Annotated in this window: 17 protein-coding genes; 10 read left to right on the plus strand and 7 right to left on the minus strand. The window is 70.9% G+C overall.

The window, feature by feature from the left end:
• Positions 1–8: 8 nt before the first annotated feature.
• The 6 genes from ACZ4TR_RS37080 (at position 9) to ACZ4TR_RS37105 (ending at position 8,831) form a co-directional block, all read left to right on the plus strand.
• Entirely contained in the window at positions 9–989 is a 981-nt protein-coding gene (locus ACZ4TR_RS37080; RefSeq protein WP_465292746.1) for an alpha-ketoacid dehydrogenase subunit beta, read from the plus strand.
• 163 nt (positions 990–1,152) lie between these two features.
• A complete protein-coding gene (locus ACZ4TR_RS37085) occupies positions 1,153–2,415 on the plus strand; it encodes a helix-turn-helix domain-containing protein (protein ID WP_465292748.1) in 1,263 nt (420 codons plus the stop codon).
• A 22-nt stretch (positions 2,416–2,437) separates the two neighbouring features.
• The gene (locus ACZ4TR_RS37090) at positions 2,438–3,565 is read left to right on the plus strand and encodes a sensor histidine kinase (protein WP_465292750.1); all 1,128 of its coding nucleotides are present in this window, start codon (positions 2,438–2,440) and stop codon (positions 3,563–3,565) included.
• Positions 3,566–3,733: 168 nt separating this feature from the next.
• Positions 3,734–5,155, plus strand: coding sequence for a hypothetical protein (locus ACZ4TR_RS37095; protein ID WP_465292752.1), 1,422 nt, complete (start codon positions 3,734–3,736; stop codon positions 5,153–5,155).
• Positions 5,152–6,123: a glutamate ABC transporter substrate-binding protein gene (locus ACZ4TR_RS37100; RefSeq protein WP_465292754.1), complete on the plus strand. Its 972-nt coding sequence runs from the start codon at positions 5,152–5,154 to the stop codon at positions 6,121–6,123. Before ACZ4TR_RS37095 ends, ACZ4TR_RS37100 begins: the two co-directional genes overlap by 4 nt.
• A 56-nt stretch (positions 6,124–6,179) precedes the next feature.
• On the plus strand, positions 6,180–8,831 hold the full coding sequence (locus tag ACZ4TR_RS37105; RefSeq protein ID WP_465292756.1) for a serine/threonine-protein kinase: 2,652 nt from the start codon (positions 6,180–6,182) through the stop codon (positions 8,829–8,831).
• Between the two features lie 57 nt (positions 8,832–8,888).
• On the opposite strand, the gene ACZ4TR_RS37110 is transcribed toward ACZ4TR_RS37105, so the two are convergent.
• Entirely contained in the window at positions 8,889–9,485 is a 597-nt protein-coding gene (locus ACZ4TR_RS37110; protein ID WP_465292758.1) for a PaaI family thioesterase, read from the minus strand.
• 237 nt (positions 9,486–9,722) lie between these two features.
• Between ACZ4TR_RS37110 and ACZ4TR_RS37115 the strand changes: the two genes are divergently transcribed.
• On the plus strand, positions 9,723–11,057 hold the full coding sequence (locus ACZ4TR_RS37115; protein WP_465293106.1) for an MFS transporter: 1,335 nt from the start codon (positions 9,723–9,725) through the stop codon (positions 11,055–11,057).
• Between the two features lie 63 nt (positions 11,058–11,120).
• Here ACZ4TR_RS37115 and ACZ4TR_RS37120 read toward each other — a convergent pair whose 3' ends face one another.
• From ACZ4TR_RS37120 to ACZ4TR_RS37140, 5 genes are all read right to left on the minus strand, one after another.
• Entirely contained in the window at positions 11,121–11,375 is a 255-nt protein-coding gene (locus ACZ4TR_RS37120) for a hypothetical protein (RefSeq protein WP_465292760.1), read from the minus strand.
• 21 nt (positions 11,376–11,396) lie between these two features.
• Positions 11,397–11,861, minus strand: coding sequence for a hypothetical protein (locus tag ACZ4TR_RS37125; RefSeq protein WP_465292762.1), 465 nt, complete (start codon positions 11,859–11,861; stop codon positions 11,397–11,399).
• Between the two features lie 5 nt (positions 11,862–11,866).
• Positions 11,867–12,421, minus strand: a complete 555-nt coding sequence (locus tag ACZ4TR_RS37130) for a SigE family RNA polymerase sigma factor (RefSeq protein WP_465292764.1) — start codon at positions 12,419–12,421, stop codon at positions 11,867–11,869.
• A gap of 4 nt (positions 12,422–12,425) precedes the next feature.
• Positions 12,426–12,728, minus strand: coding sequence for a hypothetical protein (locus ACZ4TR_RS37135; protein WP_364522475.1), 303 nt, complete (start codon positions 12,726–12,728; stop codon positions 12,426–12,428).
• Between the two features lie 315 nt (positions 12,729–13,043).
• Positions 13,044–14,243: a L,D-transpeptidase gene (locus ACZ4TR_RS37140; RefSeq protein WP_364522477.1), complete on the minus strand. Its 1,200-nt coding sequence runs from the start codon at positions 14,241–14,243 to the stop codon at positions 13,044–13,046.
• 469 nt (positions 14,244–14,712) lie between these two features.
• Between ACZ4TR_RS37140 and ACZ4TR_RS37145 the strand changes: the two genes are divergently transcribed.
• A complete protein-coding gene (locus ACZ4TR_RS37145; RefSeq protein ID WP_003097368.1) occupies positions 14,713–14,916 on the plus strand; it encodes a cold-shock protein in 204 nt (67 codons plus the stop codon).
• Between the two features lie 85 nt (positions 14,917–15,001).
• Here the strand turns inward: ACZ4TR_RS37145 and ACZ4TR_RS37150 are convergent, their stop codons facing one another.
• Positions 15,002–15,436 carry a hypothetical protein gene (locus ACZ4TR_RS37150; RefSeq protein WP_364522478.1) on the minus strand — a complete coding sequence of 145 codons (435 nt, stop codon included), beginning with the start codon at positions 15,434–15,436 and terminating at the stop codon, positions 15,002–15,004.
• 1,315 nt (positions 15,437–16,751) lie between these two features.
• On the opposite strand from ACZ4TR_RS37150, the gene ACZ4TR_RS37155 reads away from it, so the two are divergent.
• Positions 16,752–17,006 carry a hypothetical protein gene (locus ACZ4TR_RS37155; RefSeq protein ID WP_086683067.1) on the plus strand — a complete coding sequence of 85 codons (255 nt, stop codon included), beginning with the start codon at positions 16,752–16,754 and terminating at the stop codon, positions 17,004–17,006.
• Between the two features lie 166 nt (positions 17,007–17,172).
• Positions 17,173–17,937 (plus strand): SCO6745 family protein, encoded by a 765-nt coding sequence (locus tag ACZ4TR_RS37160; RefSeq protein WP_465292766.1) that lies wholly within the window; start codon positions 17,173–17,175, stop codon positions 17,935–17,937.
• The last annotated feature ends 61 nt before the right edge of the window (positions 17,938–17,998 follow it).

A 17,998-nucleotide genomic window follows, 5' to 3' on the forward strand; every position in this document is an offset into this window, starting at 1 on the left:
GCACGCCCATGACCCGCACGATCAGCTACCGCGAGGCGATCTCCGAGGCGCTGACGCAGGAAATGACCCGCGACGAGTCGGTCATCGTCATGGGCGGCACCGACGCCGGGGACGAGGGTCCCGGCGTCACGAACGCCCTGTTTCCCCAATTCCCCGGCCGCGTGCTCGACACGCCGATCTCCGAGTCCGCCTTCATCGGCGCGGCGATCGGCGCCGCCACGCGCGGGCAGCGGCCGGTCGCGGAACTGGCGTTCGTCGACTTCATGGGCGTCTGCTTCGACCAGATCTTCAACCACGCGGCCAAGTTCCGCTACATGTTCGGTGGCCACGCGCGGACGCCCGTGGTGATCCGCATGATGTACGGCGCCGGGCTGCGGGCCGCCGCGCAGCATTCGCAGTGCCTGTACCCGATCTTCACGCACATCCCGGGCCTGAAGGTCGTCGTGCCGTCGAACCCGTACGAGGCGAAAGGCCTGCTCGTCCAGGCCATCCGCGACGACGACCCGGTGATCTTCTGCGAGCACAAGGCCCTTTACGACACCAGCGGCGACGTCCCGGAGGACAGCTACACGATCCCCTTCGGCGAAGCGAACGTCGTGCGCGACGGCCGTGACGTAACCATCGTGGCCATCGGCCGCATGGTCGCCGTCGCCGAAGAAGCAGCGAAAGTGCTGGCCGCCAACGGGGTGGAAGCCGAGGTCATCGACCCCCGCACCGCCAGCCCGCTCGACACAGGCACGATTCTCGAAAGCGTCGAAAACACCGGGCGACTGGTCGTCGTCGACGAGGCCTCGCCGCGCTGCAACCTCGCCACGGACATCTCCGCGCTCGTCGCGAAGGAGGCGTTCGGCTCGCTGCGCGCCCCGATCGAAATGGTGACGCCGCCGCACACGCCCGTCCCGTTTTCCGACGCGCTCGAGGACCTCTACCTCCCGGACGCGCAGAAGGTCCTCAACGCGGCGAAGGCGGTCGTGGAGTACCGGCGCTGATCGACCCATCCCGCCTCCGGTGGCTCTTGGCCCTGCCGGAGGCCGCCGAAGGACTCTTCGCCGGCACCTCCCTGGCCGGCGAAGAGCCCTTCGGCGAGATTGTCGCCACCTTCCGATCAGCGGACCGAAAAGGCAGACTGAGGCGGAGCGCAAGGAGCGGCGGTTGGGGCAGCGAGACCTCGAGGCAGCGTTGCCTGCCGGGGCGGACCCCCGGCGGCACGCTCGTGTCCTCGCGCAGGTGCACGAAGCGGCTCTGACCGGCCAGGCACTCCCCAGCCGGCCCCGGCCGGTGATCGACGCGTCCTGGCAGCGGATGCGCCGTCTCGGCATCGACCCCGACAGCCGCGCCGCCGCGCCCGTCCTGACCGTCGAAGAGCTGGAAACACGCCGCCGCACGAGCCGGATGGCCGAGGCGCTGCCGACGTTGCGCGGCGGCTTGATCAGCCTCGCCGAACAGGCCGCGCACATCATGGTGCTCGTCGACGCGGGCGGCCACATCCTCTGGCGTGACGGCAGCGCCGCGGTCCGCCGCCGCGCCGACCGGCTCGGGTTCGTCGAAGGCGTCGACTGGCAGGAGGAATCCGTCGGCACCAACGCGATCGGCACCGCGCTCGTCGCGCGCCGCCCGGTCCAGATGTACGCCGCCGAGCACTACGTCCGCTCACACCACTCCTGGACGTGCGCCGCCGCGCCGCTGCACGACCCGCGCGACGGCAGGCTGCTCGGCGTCGTCGACCTCTCCGGCGCGGCCTCGACCGTCCACGCGACGACGTTGGCGCTGGTCGACGCCGTGACGCGGCTCGCGGAGTCCCAGCTGCGCACCACCCACCTCACCGAACTGGAACGGCTGCGCGGCTTCGCCGTCCCGGTGCTCGCGAAGGTCGGCGGGCAGGCCGTCGTCGCCGACGGGCACGGCTGGGTCGCCGCGGCCGCCGGGCTCGCGCCGGTCGACCGCATCGCGCTGCCGGCGAACCTCGCGCCCGGCGGGGTCTGGCTGCCGGCGTACGGCCACTGCGCGGTCGAGCCCGTGCCCGGCGGCTGGCTGATCCGCCCCACCGAGAACGACGCCGCGCCGCCGACCCGCGTCGTCCTCGACGTCCGGTCGGCGCGCGAACCCGAGCTGACCGTGGCCGGCGCGGCCGGGACCTGGACGCACCGGCTCAGCCCGCGTCACGCCGAGATGCTGTACGTGCTGGCCAGCCACCGCGGCGGCCGCTCGGCGTCCGAGCTGTCGTCCGACCTGTTCGGCGACGCGGGCCGCACGGTCACCGTCCGCGCCGAGATGTCCCGGCTGCGCCGTCACTTCGGCGGCATCCTCGGCGCGAAGCCGTACCGCTTCGCCGACGATGTCGAAGTGCTGGTCCGGCGCCCGCCGAGCCCCGAAGAGGTGCTCCCGCACTCGCTCGCCCCCGCCATCCGGGGCTGATCCCGCCGGGGAAGATGGGGACGTGCCGAAACGTCCCCTGCTGCCCGACACCATCGCGCCGAGCTGGCTCGTGGTGCAGGTCCTCGGCACCCTCTTCGTCGCGGCGACGCTGGTGACCGCGCGCGAGCCGGACCCGCGGATCTGGACCGCCTACGGCGTCGCGAGTGCGTGCTGGCTCGGGTTCGTCGTGCTCGCGTCCCGGCGGCCCAGGACGGCGGCCGCGCTGCTCGCCGTGGCCAGCGTGGTGCCGGCGGTCCTCGTCGGCCGGGCCGGGGACTCGTCGGCGCTCCTGCTGTCCGTCATCTCGCTCGGCCGGCTCGCGGCGCTGACCACCGTGAGCGTCGGCGTGATCGTCGGGATCGGCCTCCTCGACATGGCGCTCGCGGTGACCGCGCACCTGCTCGCCGGGCACTCCTTCGGCGCGGCGCTCGCCGACGCCGCCGTGATGCTGCTGCTCGTCCTGGTCGGGCTCAACCGCCGCCAGTACGAGGTCCAGGCCATCCAGGCCGGCGCCCTGCTCGAGCAGACCCGGCTCGCGCAGGCCGAACACGCACGGGCCGCCGCCCTCGACGAACGCACGCGCATCGCCCGCGAGGTCCACGACGTCCTGGCGCATTCCCTGGGCGCGCTGGGGGTCCAGCTCGAACTGGCCGAGGCGCTGCTCACCGAACGATCCGATGTGGACGGTGCACTTCGCTCGGTCCGGCGGTCCCGGCGCCTGGCCGCCGACGGCCTCGCCGAAGCGCGCAACGCCGTCGCCGCACTCCGCCGGGACGTTCCGCCGCTGGCCGAAGCACTCGCCGAGGTGGCCGCCGGGCACGCCGGCGACCACGGCGTCGGCGTCGGCTTCGAGACCTGCGGTGAGGCCCGGCCACTGCCGTCCGCGGCGGTCGTCGCGCTGGTGGGCGTCGCGCGGGAAGCCTTGACGAACGCGGGCAAGCACGCGCCCGGCGAGGACGTCCGGATGCGGCTGGACTACGAGCCCGGGACCGTCCGGCTCGACGTCCGCAACCAGCTCGGCGAATTCACTCGGACGAGTGAAGGTTTCGGGTTGGCCGGCATGCGCGAGCGCCTGGCCCTCGTCGAGGGCACGCTGGAATCGGGCCCGGAAGACGGTTACTGGCGCGTACACGCCGAAATCCGGAGCTGAGCGGTTCGCTCCGAGATCACGTGCTGGTGACAGCGGGCGATGCCCGTGCCCGCTGGTACCGCGACTCGGCTACCTTCTGCGGGTACGGCTCAGCGTCTTTTCGGGGGGTTCCGGGTGGCGAAGCCCCCGGCTGGGGCGAAGCCCCGGAAGACAGGGGAGGAATCGGGGATGACCAGCACTGCGACGGCCCCGGGTCCCACGGCGCCCGCGCCGGGGACCCCACCGCCGCCGCCACCGGAGGGCCGCGACCGCCCCGGGGGCCGCAGTGGCCTCCTCGGCCTGCTGGACCTGCCGGGCCAGGCGGTGCGCGCGATCATCCGGTCCGCCGCGACCACGCCGGGCCGGCTCACCGTGATCGCCGTCGGGCTGGTGCTGCTGGCCCTCGTCGCCGGGCTGGTCGCGACGCTGTCGGTGCAGGACCGCGACGACACGATCAGCGGCGTCATCGACCACCGCGAGCCGCTCGCCGCCGCGGCTCAGCAGGTCTACAGGTCGCTCTCGGACGCCGACGCGACCGCGGCGAGCGCGTTCCTGTCGATCGGCACCGAGCCGCCCGAGCTCCGCTCGCGCTACGAGCGTGACATCGCCGAGGCCGGCGCCGCGCTCGCGAAGGCCGCTTCCGACTCCTCCGACGTCGCCGACGCGGCCGGCCCGGTCGACGTCCTCAACCAGTCGCTGCCGGTCTACACCGGGCTCGTCGAAACGGCCCGCGCGAACAACCGCCTCGGCTACCCGGTCGGCGCGTCCTACCTGCGCGAGGCGTCCGAGCTGATGCGCGCGAAGATCCTGCCCGCCGCGCAGGACCTCTACCGCGTCGACACCGAGCGGCTGATCGAGGAGCAGGACAGCGCCACCGGGTTCCCGTGGCTCGCCACGATCCTCGTGGTCGCGTTGCTCGCCGCGCTGATCGCGGCCCAGATCTACCTGACCCGGCGCACGAACCGGCTGCTCAACGTCGGGCTCGTCGTCGCGACGGCCGCCGTCGTGGTGTCGCTGCTGTGGGGCGCGGTCGCGCTGGTCGTGCAGGGCAGCCTGGTCGGCAGCGGCCAGGACGACGGTTCGCACCGCGTCGACGTCCTCGTCCGCGCGCGGATCGCCGCGCTGCAGGCCCGTGCCGACGAAACGCTGACGCTGGTCGCCCGCGGCGACGGCGCGGCGTACGAGAAGGACTTCGGCACCAACGCGGCCCAGCTGGTCGGCCCGGACGGTCAGGGCGGCCTGCTCGGTGAAGCCCGTGGCCTGATCACGGACGGTGACGGCGCCGCCAAGGTCGCCGACGCGACGAAGGCCGCGAACGACTGGATGAAGGCGCACAAGCAGGTCCGCGACCAGGACAACGCGGGGGCGTACCAGGAAGCCGTCGACGCCGCGGTCCTCGAGGACAAGACCGACGGCTCGGCCCCGGCGTTCCGGCGGCTCGACGACAGCCTCCAGGCGGCGATCGACGTCGGCCGGCAGGAGTTCCTCGACGACACCCACGGCGGCGAGGCCGCGCTGACGCTGCTCGCGCCCGGCCTGGCCGTGCTCGCCGTGGTCGCCGCGGCGGGTGTCACCATGGGGATCCGGGAGCGACTGAGGGAGTACCGGTGAGCAGGCGGGGGAACACGGTCCGGGCGGGTGCGCTGGCGTTCGCCGCGCTGGTGCTGGCGGCCTGCGGCAGCCCCGGGAAGCCGGTCGACCCGGCCCCGGTGAGCAACGCGGCCTGGCCGCAGCCCGCGCACGTCGGTGGCCCCGACTCGACGGCCGGCGGCGCCACCGACACCAGCTGCGACCCCCTGGTCAGCCTCGCGCCGAGCGGGACCGGTATCCCCGACGGCTCGACCATGGCGAAGATCAAGGAACGCGGCAAGCTGATCGCCGGCGTCGACCAGACGACCTACCTGTTCGGCTTCCGCAACCCCACGACGGGCAACCTCGAGGGCTTCGACATCGACATGGTCAACGAGATCGCCCGGTCGATCTTCGGCTCGCCGGAAGGACGCGTGCAGTTCCGCGCGATCACGTCAGGGCAGCGTGAGGACGTCCTGAAAGAGCACCAGGTCGACATCGTGGTCCGGACCTACAGCATCACCTGCTCGCGCAAGAAGAGCGTCCAGTTTTCGTCCGTCTACTACAAGGCGGGGCAGCGGATCCTGGTCACCAAGGAGTCGAAGGTGACCAAGCTGGCCGACCTCACCGGCAAGCGGGTGTGCGCGGCCAAGAAGTCGACGTCCGCGGCGAAGATCGCGACGGACCCGTCGAAGCCGGTGCCGGTCTCGGTGGACAACTGGTCGGACTGCCTGGTGATGCTCCAGCAGGGTCAGGTCGACGCCGTCTCGACCGACGACACGATCCTCGCCGGGATGGCCGCGCAGGACCCGACGCTGAAGGTGGTCGGCGACCAGTTCACCGAGGAGAACTACGGCATCGGCGTGCCGAAGGACAACGAGGACATGGTCCGGTACGTCAACGCCGTGCTGGACAAGATCCGCGGCAGCGACGCGTGGCAGAACAGCTACCGGCGCTGGGTGGAGCCCTCGCTGGGCCCGGCGTCGCCGCCGTCGCCGAAGTACAAGTGAGCCGGTCGCGACTAGGATCGATCTCCGCACGTCGCCGGGGATCTGGGAGGTAGCAAGTGTCGGAGGAGCCGCGCCGTCCTCGGCACGCCGCACCGGACGACGAGCAGCGACCGGCGGCGCCGCCGAGCTGGCAGCCGCCGCCACCGGTGCGGTGGGAGACGCCGGAGCCGTCGATCTCGGGCCGCCTCGACGACGGTGAGCCGCCCCGCGGCGAGGAGACCGTCATCCACGCGCCCGTCCGCCGTCCGCCGACGCCGCCGCGCGGCCAGCCGACGGCCGTGCGCGGGACGATCCCGGGTGCCGAGGATCCGACCCGCCCGCCGGGCAGCATCAACCCCGTCGTGCCGCCGGTCCAGCCGACGCAGGCGATCCGCCCCGACCCGAACGCGCCGCAGCCGACGAGCGTGCTCGCCGCGCCGGCGCCGGAGACCCAGAGCATCATGCCGCCGGCGCCGCGGCCGGACGCCGGCCCGGACACGCCGCTGCCCGACCCGGGCACCGAAAGCGTCCTGCCCGAGCGCACCAGCGAAGGCCGGCACACCGGCACCGGGACCGGCTCGGGAACCGGCAGCGGCTCGGGCTCCGGCTCCGGTGCGTTCCCGGGTACGGGCCGGCGGACGTCGTCCCGGACGTCCCGCTCCCGCCGCGGCCGGCTCGGCGCCGGGCTCGTCGAGGTGCCGGCGGTCCCCGCTCGTGATCCGGCGTCGGCGGTGCTGACGAACGCGATGGTGTCGGAGGAAAAGCGCTTCTGCAGCAAGTGCAGCGCGAAGGTCGGCCGGGGCAAGGACGGGAAACCCGGTGCGGCGGAAGGAAAGTGCGACAACTGCGGAACGCCGTTCTCGTTCGTGCCGAAGCTGCGGCCGCACGAGCTCGTCGGTGGCCAGTACGAGGTGCTGGGCGCGCTCGCGTACGGCGGCCTGGGCTGGATCTACCTGGCGCAGGACCACAACGTCAGCGACCGCTGGGTCGTCCTCAAAGGACTGATCGACACCGGCGACGCGACGGCGATGGCGGCCGCGGCCAACGAGCAGCGGTTCCTCGCCGAGGTCGAGCACCCGAACATCGTCAAGATCCACAACTTCGTGCAGCACCCGGACGCCCACAGCGGGACGACCGTCGGCTACATCGTCATGGAGTACGTCGGCGGCCAGTCGCTGCGGCAGCTCGCGCTGGCGCACCACCGGGAGAGCCGCCGTCCGGAGCCGCTGCCGATCGGCCAGGTCATCGCGTACGGGCTGGAGATCCTGCCCGCCCTCGGCTACCTGCACAGCCAGGGCCTGCTCTACTGCGACCTCAAGCCGGACAACGTGATCCAGACCAACGAGCAGCTGAAGCTGATCGACCTGGGCGCGGTCCGGCGGATGGACGACTACGAGAGCCCGCTGTTCTTCACCACCGGCTACAGCGCGCCGGAGCTGGCGAAGCAGGGCGCTTCGGTGGCGTCGGACCTGTTCACCGTCGGGCGCACGCTCGCGGTGCTGAGCTTCGAGTTCACCGGCTACACCACCAAGTTCAAGACGACGCTGCCCGGCCCGGACGCGGTGCCGCTGTTCGCGCTCTTCGGTTCGTACTACCGGTTCCTGCGGCGCGCGACGCACGCCGACCCGGACCGGCGGTTCCTCTCCGCCGAGGAGATGGGCGACCAGCTGACCGGGGTGCTGCGCGAGATCATGGCGCTCGGCACCGGCAAGCCGCGGCCCGGCGCGTCGACCGTGTTCGGCCCGGAGAGCCGCACGTTCGGCGTGCAGCTGGTGGTGCCGGAGGCCGGCCGGAGCGTGCCGCTGCCCGGCGCGGACGAGGTCGTCGCCGGCCTGCCGATCCCGCAGGTCGACACGGACGACCCGGCGGCGGGCGTGCTCGCCACGACGACCGCGCTCGACCCGCGCGGCGCCATCGAGGCGCTGGCCGGCGCGCCACGTGAGTCGATCGAGGTGCGGCTGCGGATCGTGCGGGCCCGGATCGAGCTGGGCGAGCTGGCCGAGGCGCAGCGGCAGCTGCAGGCCGGGCAGTACCTGGCGATCAAGAACGGCTTCCCGCACGACTGGCGGATCGACTGGTACCGCGGCCTGATCGAGCTGGCGGGCGGCCGGTCGCGGGTCGCGCAGGTCGCGTTCGAATCCGTGTACGACGACCTGCCGGGCGAGATCGCGCCGAAGCTCGCGCTGGGGATCAGCGCCGAGGGCGTCGGCGACTACTTCGCCGCGGCCCGGTTCTACGAGCTGGTCTGGCGGACCGACCGCACGTACGTCAGCGCGGCGTTCGGCCTCGCGCGGGTCTACCTCGCGCAGGGCGCGCGCAACAGTGCGGTCGAGGTGCTGGAGACGGTCCCGCCGTCCTCGACGCACTACGTCGACGCGCAGGTCGCCGCGATCAGGATCAAGACCACGGCGACCAAGGCGAACGGCCGTGAGACGCCGGTGACCGAGCACGACCTGGTGGACGCGTCGTCCCGGCTGGAGCGGCTGCGGCTGGACCTCGAACGCCAGACGCGGTTGTCGGCGGGGGTGCTCGAGGCCGCGCACGACTGGATCAAGCAGGGCAAACCGTCGCCGGGCGTGCGGGTGCTGGGATGTTCGCTGGACGAGCGGGAGCTGCGGTTCGGGCTGGAACGCTGCTACCGCGCGCTGGCGCGGCTGGCGAGCACGGTCGAGGAGCGCGTGAAGCTCGTGGACCGGGCGAACGCCATCCGCCCCCGCACCCTGACCTGACCGCACTTTCACGTGAAAGTGCGGCTCCCAGGTCGGACCTTTCACGGGAAAGTGCGGTCAGGGGTTGATCTCCCAGTCGGAGTCTTCGCGCTGCCGCTGCTGGTTCTTCTCGTGCTGCGCCGCCAGCTTCTCCAGCGCCTCGGGGTCGCCGTGCGTGCTGAAGTGCTCGAAGCCCACGACGATGAACAGCGCCCGCGCGCTCACCGCGATCGGGCCGTCCGCCGCGTCGAGCCGGCCGTCGGCGCTGACGTAGATCTTGCGGCCCGCGATGCCGTCCAGCCGGGCCTCGATGAACAGCGTCGAGCCGACCGGGACGGGGCGGCGGAAGTCCGTCTCGAGCTTGCCCGTCACCGCCGGCCGGCGCATCAGGTTGCCGACCGTCGAACCGAGGGCCTCGTCGAACGCGCAGGCCAGCAGGCCGCCGTGGGCGAGCCCGGGGGCGCCCTGGTGCGCCGCCGTCACGGTGAACCGCGAGTGGATGACCTGGCCCTCGCCGACCGTCGAGCGCAGGTGCAGCCCGGCGTCGGCCTCGTCACCGCAGCCGAAGCACTCGCTGAAGTGGACGCCGAGCTCGGTACCCGGCGCCGGCGCCTTCGGGTGCGGGACCGCGGGCTCCACCGCCACCGGCGGCCAGGGTTGAGAAACACGACTCATGCGCTGACGTTAACTCGCCGGTAGCCGCCCGCCGCGCGCGGCCCACGGCGTAATCGGGCAACGTACACCTCTCAGTAGCCGGAAAGTTCCCCACCGTAGAGATTTCCCGGCTCAGCCTGCCGACCTGCGTCGATCCGGCAAGACTGAGGGGATGAGCTCGAACGGCCCTAAGGGCACTGCACGGAGGAGGTCGTCGCCGGCATGAGCGAAGAAGCAGCAACGACGGGCAAACCGTCAGTGGACGAAAGAACCGTCAAGCGCGCCGTGTGGGCGTCCGCGATGGGCAACGCCACCGAGTGGTACGACTACGGTGTCTTCACCTCGGGTGCGATCGCCGTCAGCATCGGCACGCAGTTCTTCCCCGGCGAAGGCAACGCGGTGCTGAAGTCGCTGGCGCTGCTCGCGGTCGGGTTCATCGTGCGGCCGTTCGGCGGAGCTTTCTTCGGTCCCCTCGGCGACAAGATCGGCCGCAAGAGGGTCCTCGCCGTCACGATCCTGCTGATGTCCGGGTGCACGTTCCTGGTCGGTGTCCTGCCGACGTATTCCGGTGGCTACAGCATGGGCATCGCGGCGCCGATCGCGATCCTGCTGCTCCGGATCATCCAGGGCTTCTCGACCGGTGGTGAGTACGGCGGAGCGGCGACGTTCATCGCCGAGTACTCGCCGACGAAGCGCCGTGGCTTCTTCGGCAGCTTCCTGGAGCTCGGCACGCTGGGCGGCTACGTGCTCGGCAACCTCGTGGTGCTTTCCGTGACGCTGTCCCTCTCGGCCGACCAGGTCGACGCCTGGGGCTGGCGGATCCCGTTCTTCGTCGCGCTGCCGCTCGGCCTGATCGGGCTCTACCTGCGGAACAAGCTCGAGGACACCCCCGAATTCCGCCGCATGGAGGCCGCGGGCGAGAAGCCGCAGAAGGCGCCGCTCAAGGAGATCTTCGTCCGCAACTGGCGGATGATCCTCAACCTGATCGGCATCGTGCTGCTGCTGAACGTCGCGGACTACCTGCTGCTGACCACCATGCCGACGTACTTCACGGACACGCTGAAGATCAATGACAACACCGCGACGTTGATCATCATCGCCGTCGAGGTCATCCAGATGGCGATCATCATCCCGCTCGGCGCGCTGTCCGACCGGATCGGCCGGAAGCCGCTGCTGCTCACCGCGGCCATCGGGTTCCTGGTGCTGAGCTGGCCCTGCCTCAAGCTGATGCAGTCCGGCAGCATCCTGTGGCTGTTCGTCGGGTTCCTGATCGTGGCGATCCTGCTCGTGCTCATCCTCGCGGTGATCGGCTCGACGTTCCCGGCGATGTTCCCGACACGGGTGCGCTACGGCTCGTTCGCGATCGGCTACAACATCTCGACGTCGCTGTTCGGCGGCACGGCCGGTGTCGTCGTCACGGCGTTGATCAAGAGCACCGGCAACGAAGACTGGCCGGCGTACTACCTGATGGCCGCGGCGCTGATCGCGATCATCCCGATCATCAAGATCCCGGAGACGTCGCAGGTGCCGATGGACCAGATCGAAACCGAAGGCAGCGGCGGCAAAGTGACCTCCGCGACCGCTCAGCGCTGAGCGGCCGCCGGAAACACGGGTGCCCCGCCCGGATCACCGGGCGGGGCACCCGTGTTTCGCGGGTCAGCCGGCGTCGTTCCGAGGAGCGAAGCGCTTGCGGGACCAAGCGGCGAGCGCGCCCGCCACTACAACAGCGATTCCGGTTTCGACGATGAGTGCGGCGAACACCATGTGCTTCCTCCTCGGGTTCTCGGGCCGGCGGCTGAGCGTCCGGCTGAGCAGTTGTCCGGTGTCCGATCGGAACACCACCCGGCATATCGCCACGACCCGGCCCGGTATTTCGTCGGAAACCCACTTCGGCGCGGTGATCTGCGCCACGCCGCCGACCTGGGGGAACGTCTAGCGCGAGGTGGTGGCGACGGGCGCTTCCCGGCCCGTATCGGTCGGACTCGCCGAGGGCGGCGACGTCGGCCGCTCCACCTTCCGGGTGGACGGAGTCGGCAGCGTCGCCTTCGACGTGCGCGCCGGCGTCCGGCCCGGCTGGGCCTCCGGCGGCGGCGCGATCGAGGTCGCCGGGACCTCGCTGGGCGGCAGCGGGCTGGGGGCGGTGGTGCCGATCGTGGACAGCACCGGGCCGGCGGGTTGCACCGGATCGGGCGGCCCGGCGCGGTGACCGGCCAGGAAACCGGCCACCGCGAGGATCACCGCCGTTGCCGTCGAGGTGCCGGCGACCGCCCAGCGCTTGCGTCGTCGCCGGACCCGGCCGCCGCGCTCGATCACGTCGGTGGCGTCGAGGCGCATCGGCGGTTGCGAGCCACCGGCCGCGCCGGTCAGGAACGCGCGGACGTCGTCTTCGGGGTCCATGTTCGTCACCTCCCCTCCGTGGTCGCGCTGAAGCTCAGCGCGCCGTAGTGCGGGCCGAGCCGGTTGCGCAGCGTCGCCAGGCCCCGGGACGCCTGGCTCTTCACCGTGCCGGTGCTGCAGCCGAGTGCCCGCGCCGTCTCTTCGACGCTCAGGTCCTCGAAGTACCGCAGCACCAGCACGGCGCGCTGCTTGGGGGCCAGTACGGCCAGCGCCTGCCGGACCAGCATGTCCTGGTCGCTTCCGGCGTGTTCCGCCGGGAGTTCCGGTGGTGTGTCGGTGAGCCGCTCCCGTTTCCACCTGCTGCGCCGGTGCTCGGCGAGGAACGTGCGCAGCACGACCTTGCGGGCGTAGGCGTCCAAGGCGTCGTGGCGCGACAGCCTCGGCCAGGCGAGGTAGAGCTTGAGCAGCGCGGCCTGTGTGAGGTCCTCGGCCTGGTGCCAGTCGCCGCAGAGCAGGAAGGCCGTGGACCGCAGGCTGTGCGCGCGCTCGCCGAAGTACCGGGCGAACTCGCCGTCCCACGGCGAGCCCGGCCCGGTCGACGGACGGGAGCGGGAGATCACCTGGTTACCGGGTCTCCCACACGGCCGGCAGGTGCAGGTCACCGGTCGGACCCGCGGGCACGGCCCGCGGAACGCGCTGCGGGCGAGTGCTGGGAGCCTTCGTGGCTTCGCGCGGCGGCGCGGGCACGGCGGTCGGCGCCTCGGCGGGCTTGCGGGTGTCGGTCGGCATCGCGGACGGCGGCTGGGTGGGCCGGGTGGTCGCGGACGGTGCCGGCGGCTGCGCCTCCGAAGCCAGCGCGATGCCACCGGTCAGGGCGCCACCGGCGAGCACGAGAGCGCCGAGGGAAAGGGCGATACGGATACGCAAGACAGCTCCTCTTCTCGCGGGCGCGGCCGTCGATCGCCGCGCCTCTGCCCTTAGTCATGCGCCGGGTGATCACCAGGGTTGCATCGAGTTTGCGCTGATCTTCAAGACGTTCGGCGGCGAGTTCGGTGGCCCGCGATGGGGCCGCCTCCGGTGCAGTGAATGACTCATTCCTGGCGCCGGACGCCAGGAATGAGTCATTCACTGCGTTCCTGGGGGCCACGCGACGAGCCGGTCGGCGTGGGGTGAACCCCAGAAACCGCGAACGGCCGGGAAGTCCGCGAGGACTTCCCGGCCGCCCGGTGTTCGTGAAAGGTCTCAGCCGGCCAGCGCCGACAGCTTCTGCCAGCTCGCCCAGTCGTACGTCCAGTCGCTGTAGTCGCCGTCCTTGGCGGTCAGCGTCTGCGTGCTTCCGGTGATCTCGACGGGGTCGCCCGTGAGCACGCCGTCGTAGTACTCCTTGGCCCGCGCCGGCGAGAGGTTCAGGCAGCCGTGCGAGACGTTCTTCTTGCCCTGCGCCCACACCGAGGCCGCCAGGCCGTGGATGAACTCGCCGTTGTTGGAGATCCGGACCGCCCACGGCACCACGACGTTCTCGTAGTGGTACTTCGGGTTGCTCATCGCGTACGTCGACTGCTTGCCCATCACCACGTGCACGCCGCTGTGGGTGACGCGGCCCGGGTCGGAGTCGAGGCCGTAGCTCACCGGGTAGTCGGCGATCTGCTGACCGTCGCGGATCACCTGCATCGTGTGCTGCGTGGTGTTGCCCTTGACGATCTGCGAGCGGCCGATGGCGAAGCTGGCCGACACGTCCTGCTTGCCGTACACGCCTTCGCCGATCTTGACGCCGTAGATCTTGGCGTTGACCTTCACCGTGGTGCCCGGCTTGTAGTACTCCTTGGGCCGCCAGTGCACCGAGGTGTCGCCGTTCATCCAGCCCCACGAGCCTTCGGTCTTCGGCGTGGTCTCGACCGAAAGCGCCTTCTCGACGGAAGCCTTGTCGGTGACGCGGCTCGGGAAGGTCAGCGCGATCGGCATCGCGATGCCGTACGTCTGCCCGTCGCCGACGTTCAGGCTGGCCGACATCTGGCGCTTCGGCTTCACCGTGGTGAACGCGCCGCCGATCGGCACGTTCTTGCCGTCGGCGCCCTGCGCCTGGCCGGACCACGTGTAGGTCTTGCCGTAGCCGAGCTGCTCGGTGGTGTTCCAGCTCTTCTTGTCCGCCGACGTCTGACCCTGGACCTGCTTGCCCTCCGGGTTGGTCAGCGTGACCGAGACGATCGTGCCGCTGTCGACCTTGACCTCGACGGGTTCGCCGGGCGGCACGTCCTGCGCGCCGCCGGCCGGCGTCACCGTCAGTTTCGCCGGCTGCGCCGTGGGCGCGGGTGCGGAAGTCGGGCCCCCGCCCGACGTCCCGCTCGCCGACACCGTCGGTTCACTGCTGCACGCCCCCAGCGTGAGCACGGCTACCAAGCCCAATGCCACAGCAGCGCCCCGGCGCCGCGTGGATGTTCTCACCGTCAACCCATTCCCCTTTGCCCCTTTGGTACTACCCCTCAACGAGACGTCTCGTGGACCTGCGACGTTGAGCGAGATCGGCGTGACGAAGGTCACAACCGCTTGCTGACGCTGCTTCACGGAGGGGGCACGAGCGACTGCGAGCCGTATCCGGTGATCACGGTGTCGCTGTGCTGCGCAAGACTAACCGGTGGGTCCGACAGAACGGGGCCGGTGCCCTACGACGTTCCGGTGACCTTGGCCCGGACCGGCGTTTTTCGCCTCGATCACGGGGTTCAACTTTGGCCAGATCCCGGTAGTCTGCTTGCAGGCCGTCGTTTTGCGTGTTCGTGGCTTCACACTCGCGGAACTTCTGACGCGAGCCATGGAGCCGACACGCTCTTGACTCGACTCGTTGGAACCGCCCGGGACGGCCGGGGTGCCGCTTCGGTGGCATTCGAAGCGGATCTGTGTAACGAGGAGAACAGCGGTGGCGCAAGGCACTGTGAAGTGGTTCAACGCGGAGAAGGGCTTCGGCTTCATCGCGCAGGACGGCGGCGAAGGCGACGTGTTCGTTCACTACTCGGAGATCGAGGGTCGCGGTTTCCGCACCCTCGAGGAGAACCAGCGAGTGGAGTTCGAGGTCGGCCAGGGCCAGAAGGGCCCGCAGGCCCAGAAGGTCCGCGCGATCTGAGAGACAGGCCCTTTAGCGTTGTCTTAAGGCCTGAGCGAAGGGCCCCCGGTTGCTGCCGGGGGCCCTTTCTCATGCGTGTTCGAGTTCAGCGGTGCCCGACGGCCGGCGCGTCGAAGGCGTCGGCGGGGAAGTGGAACTCGTCGGTGAGGTCGGTGAGGTCGCCGGTGTGCTGCCGCTGGTCCTGCAGCGAGGCGGCCTGACCTTCCCAGTTGAGCCGCTCGAGGATCCATTCCTGGGCGAGCGCCTGGGGCGAGATGTCCCGATCGGCGGCGATGTCCTTCAGCTGCTGGTTGGCGATGAGGCTCATCCGCAGCTGGATGACCTGAGCTTCCCCGAACCGCTTACCGGTCCCGGTGCTCTCGTTGTCGGCATCGGGCGCCAGGGCGGCGAGGTAGGAGGTGAGTTCCTTGTCCTCGACAACGCCATCGTCCGCAGGCTTCGCGGCACCACGATGGCGTCCGGAGGACGCGGCTTTGAGGTTCGTCCGGCTGCTCAAGCGGCCAAGGGAGGGGAGAGGCACGCCAGTCACGATAACGGTTAGGTCTCACCCCGCAAAACACTGTGAGCCACGACACGCCAACCGCATTCCCCATTCAGCCCAACCGCCACCCATTCAGCCCAACCGGCCGCAAACCCAGCGCAATCACCCTCTAACGCAACGAGTCGATCACAGAGGTGGGCGCCAGTGGCGGAGCGATCGGCCGCAGAAAAGAGGGGCTGCACGGAAAGGCGCGGCTAGGGGTGGCGGCTGGCTGCAGAACGGATGGGCAAGGCAAGGGCCCGGCCGCTGGAGGCAGAGCGGAGGACAGGGCGTCAGCCGGCGGCAGGCGAGGGAGAACGCGCCAGGTGTGGGGCGATTTGCCGTCGAGAAAGGGCTGCACGGGGAGGTGCGACTAGGGGGTGGCGCCTGGCCGCAGAAACGGATGAAGGAGGCGGCCCGGCCGTTGGCGGCAGAGCAAGGGGCAAGGGGTGTGAGCTCGCGGCGAGAGGAAGAGGCGCGCGAAGGGTGGAATCGGCCGCGAAGGAAACGGGAAGAGAAGGCAGCACGGGGCAGAGAAGGGTCCGCCAGCGCCCAGCAACCAGCCGCAGGGAGCACCAGGGACCGGCGGTCGGCTGAGAAGTGGAGGAAGGCCGGGCGGTCAGCAGGACTGCAGGGGGCACAGCGGAGCGAGCGCGCGCCAGCGAGCGACCGGCGGCCGGCAGGACGGATGAAGGATGAGCGATTCAGCAGGACTGAGGAGGAAGGCGAAGCGAGCACGCGCTAGCGGGCGGGCGGCAACGGGACCGCGGAGGAGGCGAAGCGAGCACGCGCCAGCGGGCGGACATCCACACAACTGAGGGGAGGGCGCGCCAGCGCCCAAGCCCGGGGAAAGCCGCCAGGGCGCCCAGCGCCCGAGGCGAAAACCCGGCCACGCTGGAAGCCGCACCAGAGGCACCGTGGGGGGTCCGGGGGGCTCGGCCCCCCGGGTAATACGCCGAAATGAAGCGGGTGGCGAAGGGCGAAGCCCGAGCAACCCGAAGAAATGGAGGACCCCCGCGCCAGGGGGAGGAACGCGGGGGTCGGAGGGGATCTCCACAGGCGCTGACCGGGGGTGTGTCAGCACTTCGATTGTTGCACGAGTTCCTCGCTTCGGCGAGTGGGCGCGGGAAATTTCCGCGCCCTCTGTCACTTCCGAGGCAGGTGACCGTCGTTCGGGTGGTCCCGTTCTCTCTCCGTGCTGATTGCGCTGCGTTGAGCGGAGCGTGGCCTCAGGTTCACTCTCCGGGGGGCTGTGTGTGGCGGCCGGTGCTGGTTAGCCTCGCGGCCAAGCTGTTGTGAGCCGTTTGGAGGGGCTATGAGCGGGTCTGTTGAAGTGCGGCAGTTCCTCCTTCGGTACGAAGGTGCCGATGGGGGGAGTGCTCCGTTCGCCGGGGGGTTGCCGGCGCAGCGGAGTGGGGCCGCGGATGCGCAGCGGGTGTCGGATGATCAGGTTCGGCGGGCTCGGCTGGCGGTGGCGAACGGTGCGCTGGGGGTCGAAGACTGCGTGCAGTTGCTGGAGATGCTGGGTCTGAATCTGGATGAGGACGGGCAGGCGCCGGTTCAGCGTTGAGTGGTGGGCCGGTGGGTCCGGTGGGCGGTGTGGGTGCCGCCGGGCCCGTCCGGTGATGTTCCTGCTGGTTGTCGCCGTTTTCGGTGAATGATTCTCAAGGTTGTCCGGGTTTCTTGACGCAGGTTTCGTAACACTGTTACGTTTGCCGGGTCGAAAGGGGACGACCATGACGGCGAACCGGATCCGGCCGGTGGTGCAGGTGCTGGGCGGCAGGTTCATGACCTCGCCGGAACTGGCGGCGGTCGAGGCGGAGGTGGGATTGCCACCGCGGTCGCTGTACGTGCGGGGGCGCTCGGCGGTGCTCGGGGACGTCCCGCCGAAGGTGGCCGCGGAGCTGTTCGGGATCTTTCCGCACTGGCTGTTCGACTTCGTCCTGCCGCCGGCGACGTCGGCCCTGGACGCACCCGCGGCCGTCCGCGCCTACACGGAGTCATCGGCTCGGTGGTCGCGCGTCAACCTTTCGGCCGTATCGGAGCCCGGCCGTCTGGTGGATCTGCTGTTCCGCGTCGTCGACGCCGCGGACGCGAGCGGGCTGGCGCTGTTCGCGGGCTGGAAGAACGCGGCGCGCCCGTCCGGGGACGTCGAACGGCTCGGGTTCGCGCTGATGGTCTTCCGCGAGCTGCGCGGCGGCCTGCACTTCGCGGCCCTGCGGGCGATGGGGCTGACGGTGCCCGAGGCGGTGATCGCGGACCCGGAGGGCGGCCGTGAGCGGCTGCTGCGCACGGCGTGGCCGGCGGAGGCGGCCGACGAACTGGTGGCGGCGGCTTCGCGGAAGCCGGATCTGTGCGCCCGCTGGCAGCGCGCGGAGTCCTTGACGGACGATCGGATCGACGAGCTCCTGGCATCGGCGCTGACGTCGCCGGAGCAGGCTGACCTCGAAAGTCGGCTGACCGAGCTGTTTGCGCAGGTCGCGGCTTCCCCGGGGGCTTAAGGGAACCCCCCTGCAAAGCGGTGGCGGCGTGCCCTATGCTTGTAATCGCTCCCGGGGGGAC

It is taken from the genome of Amycolatopsis sp. NPDC028719, assembly GCF_055565395.1.

Coding starts and splice junctions, on each gene's coding strand:
- ACZ4TR_RS37160 (WP_465292766.1), top strand. CDS start 17,173: ATGACGGCGAACCGGATCCGGCCGGTGGTGCAGGTGCTGGGCGGCAGG.
- ACZ4TR_RS37095 (WP_465292752.1), top strand. CDS start 3,734: ATGACCAGCACTGCGACGGCCCCGGGTCCCACGGCGCCCGCGCCGGGG.
- ACZ4TR_RS37125 (WP_465292762.1), bottom strand. CDS start 11,861: ATGGACCCCGAAGACGACGTCCGCGCGTTCCTGACCGGCGCGGCCGGT.
- ACZ4TR_RS37110 (WP_465292758.1), bottom strand. CDS start 9,485: ATGAGTCGTGTTTCTCAACCCTGGCCGCCGGTGGCGGTGGAGCCCGCG.
- ACZ4TR_RS37155 (WP_086683067.1), top strand. CDS start 16,752: ATGAGCGGGTCTGTTGAAGTGCGGCAGTTCCTCCTTCGGTACGAAGGT.
- ACZ4TR_RS37080 (WP_465292746.1), top strand. CDS start 9: ATGACCCGCACGATCAGCTACCGCGAGGCGATCTCCGAGGCGCTGACG.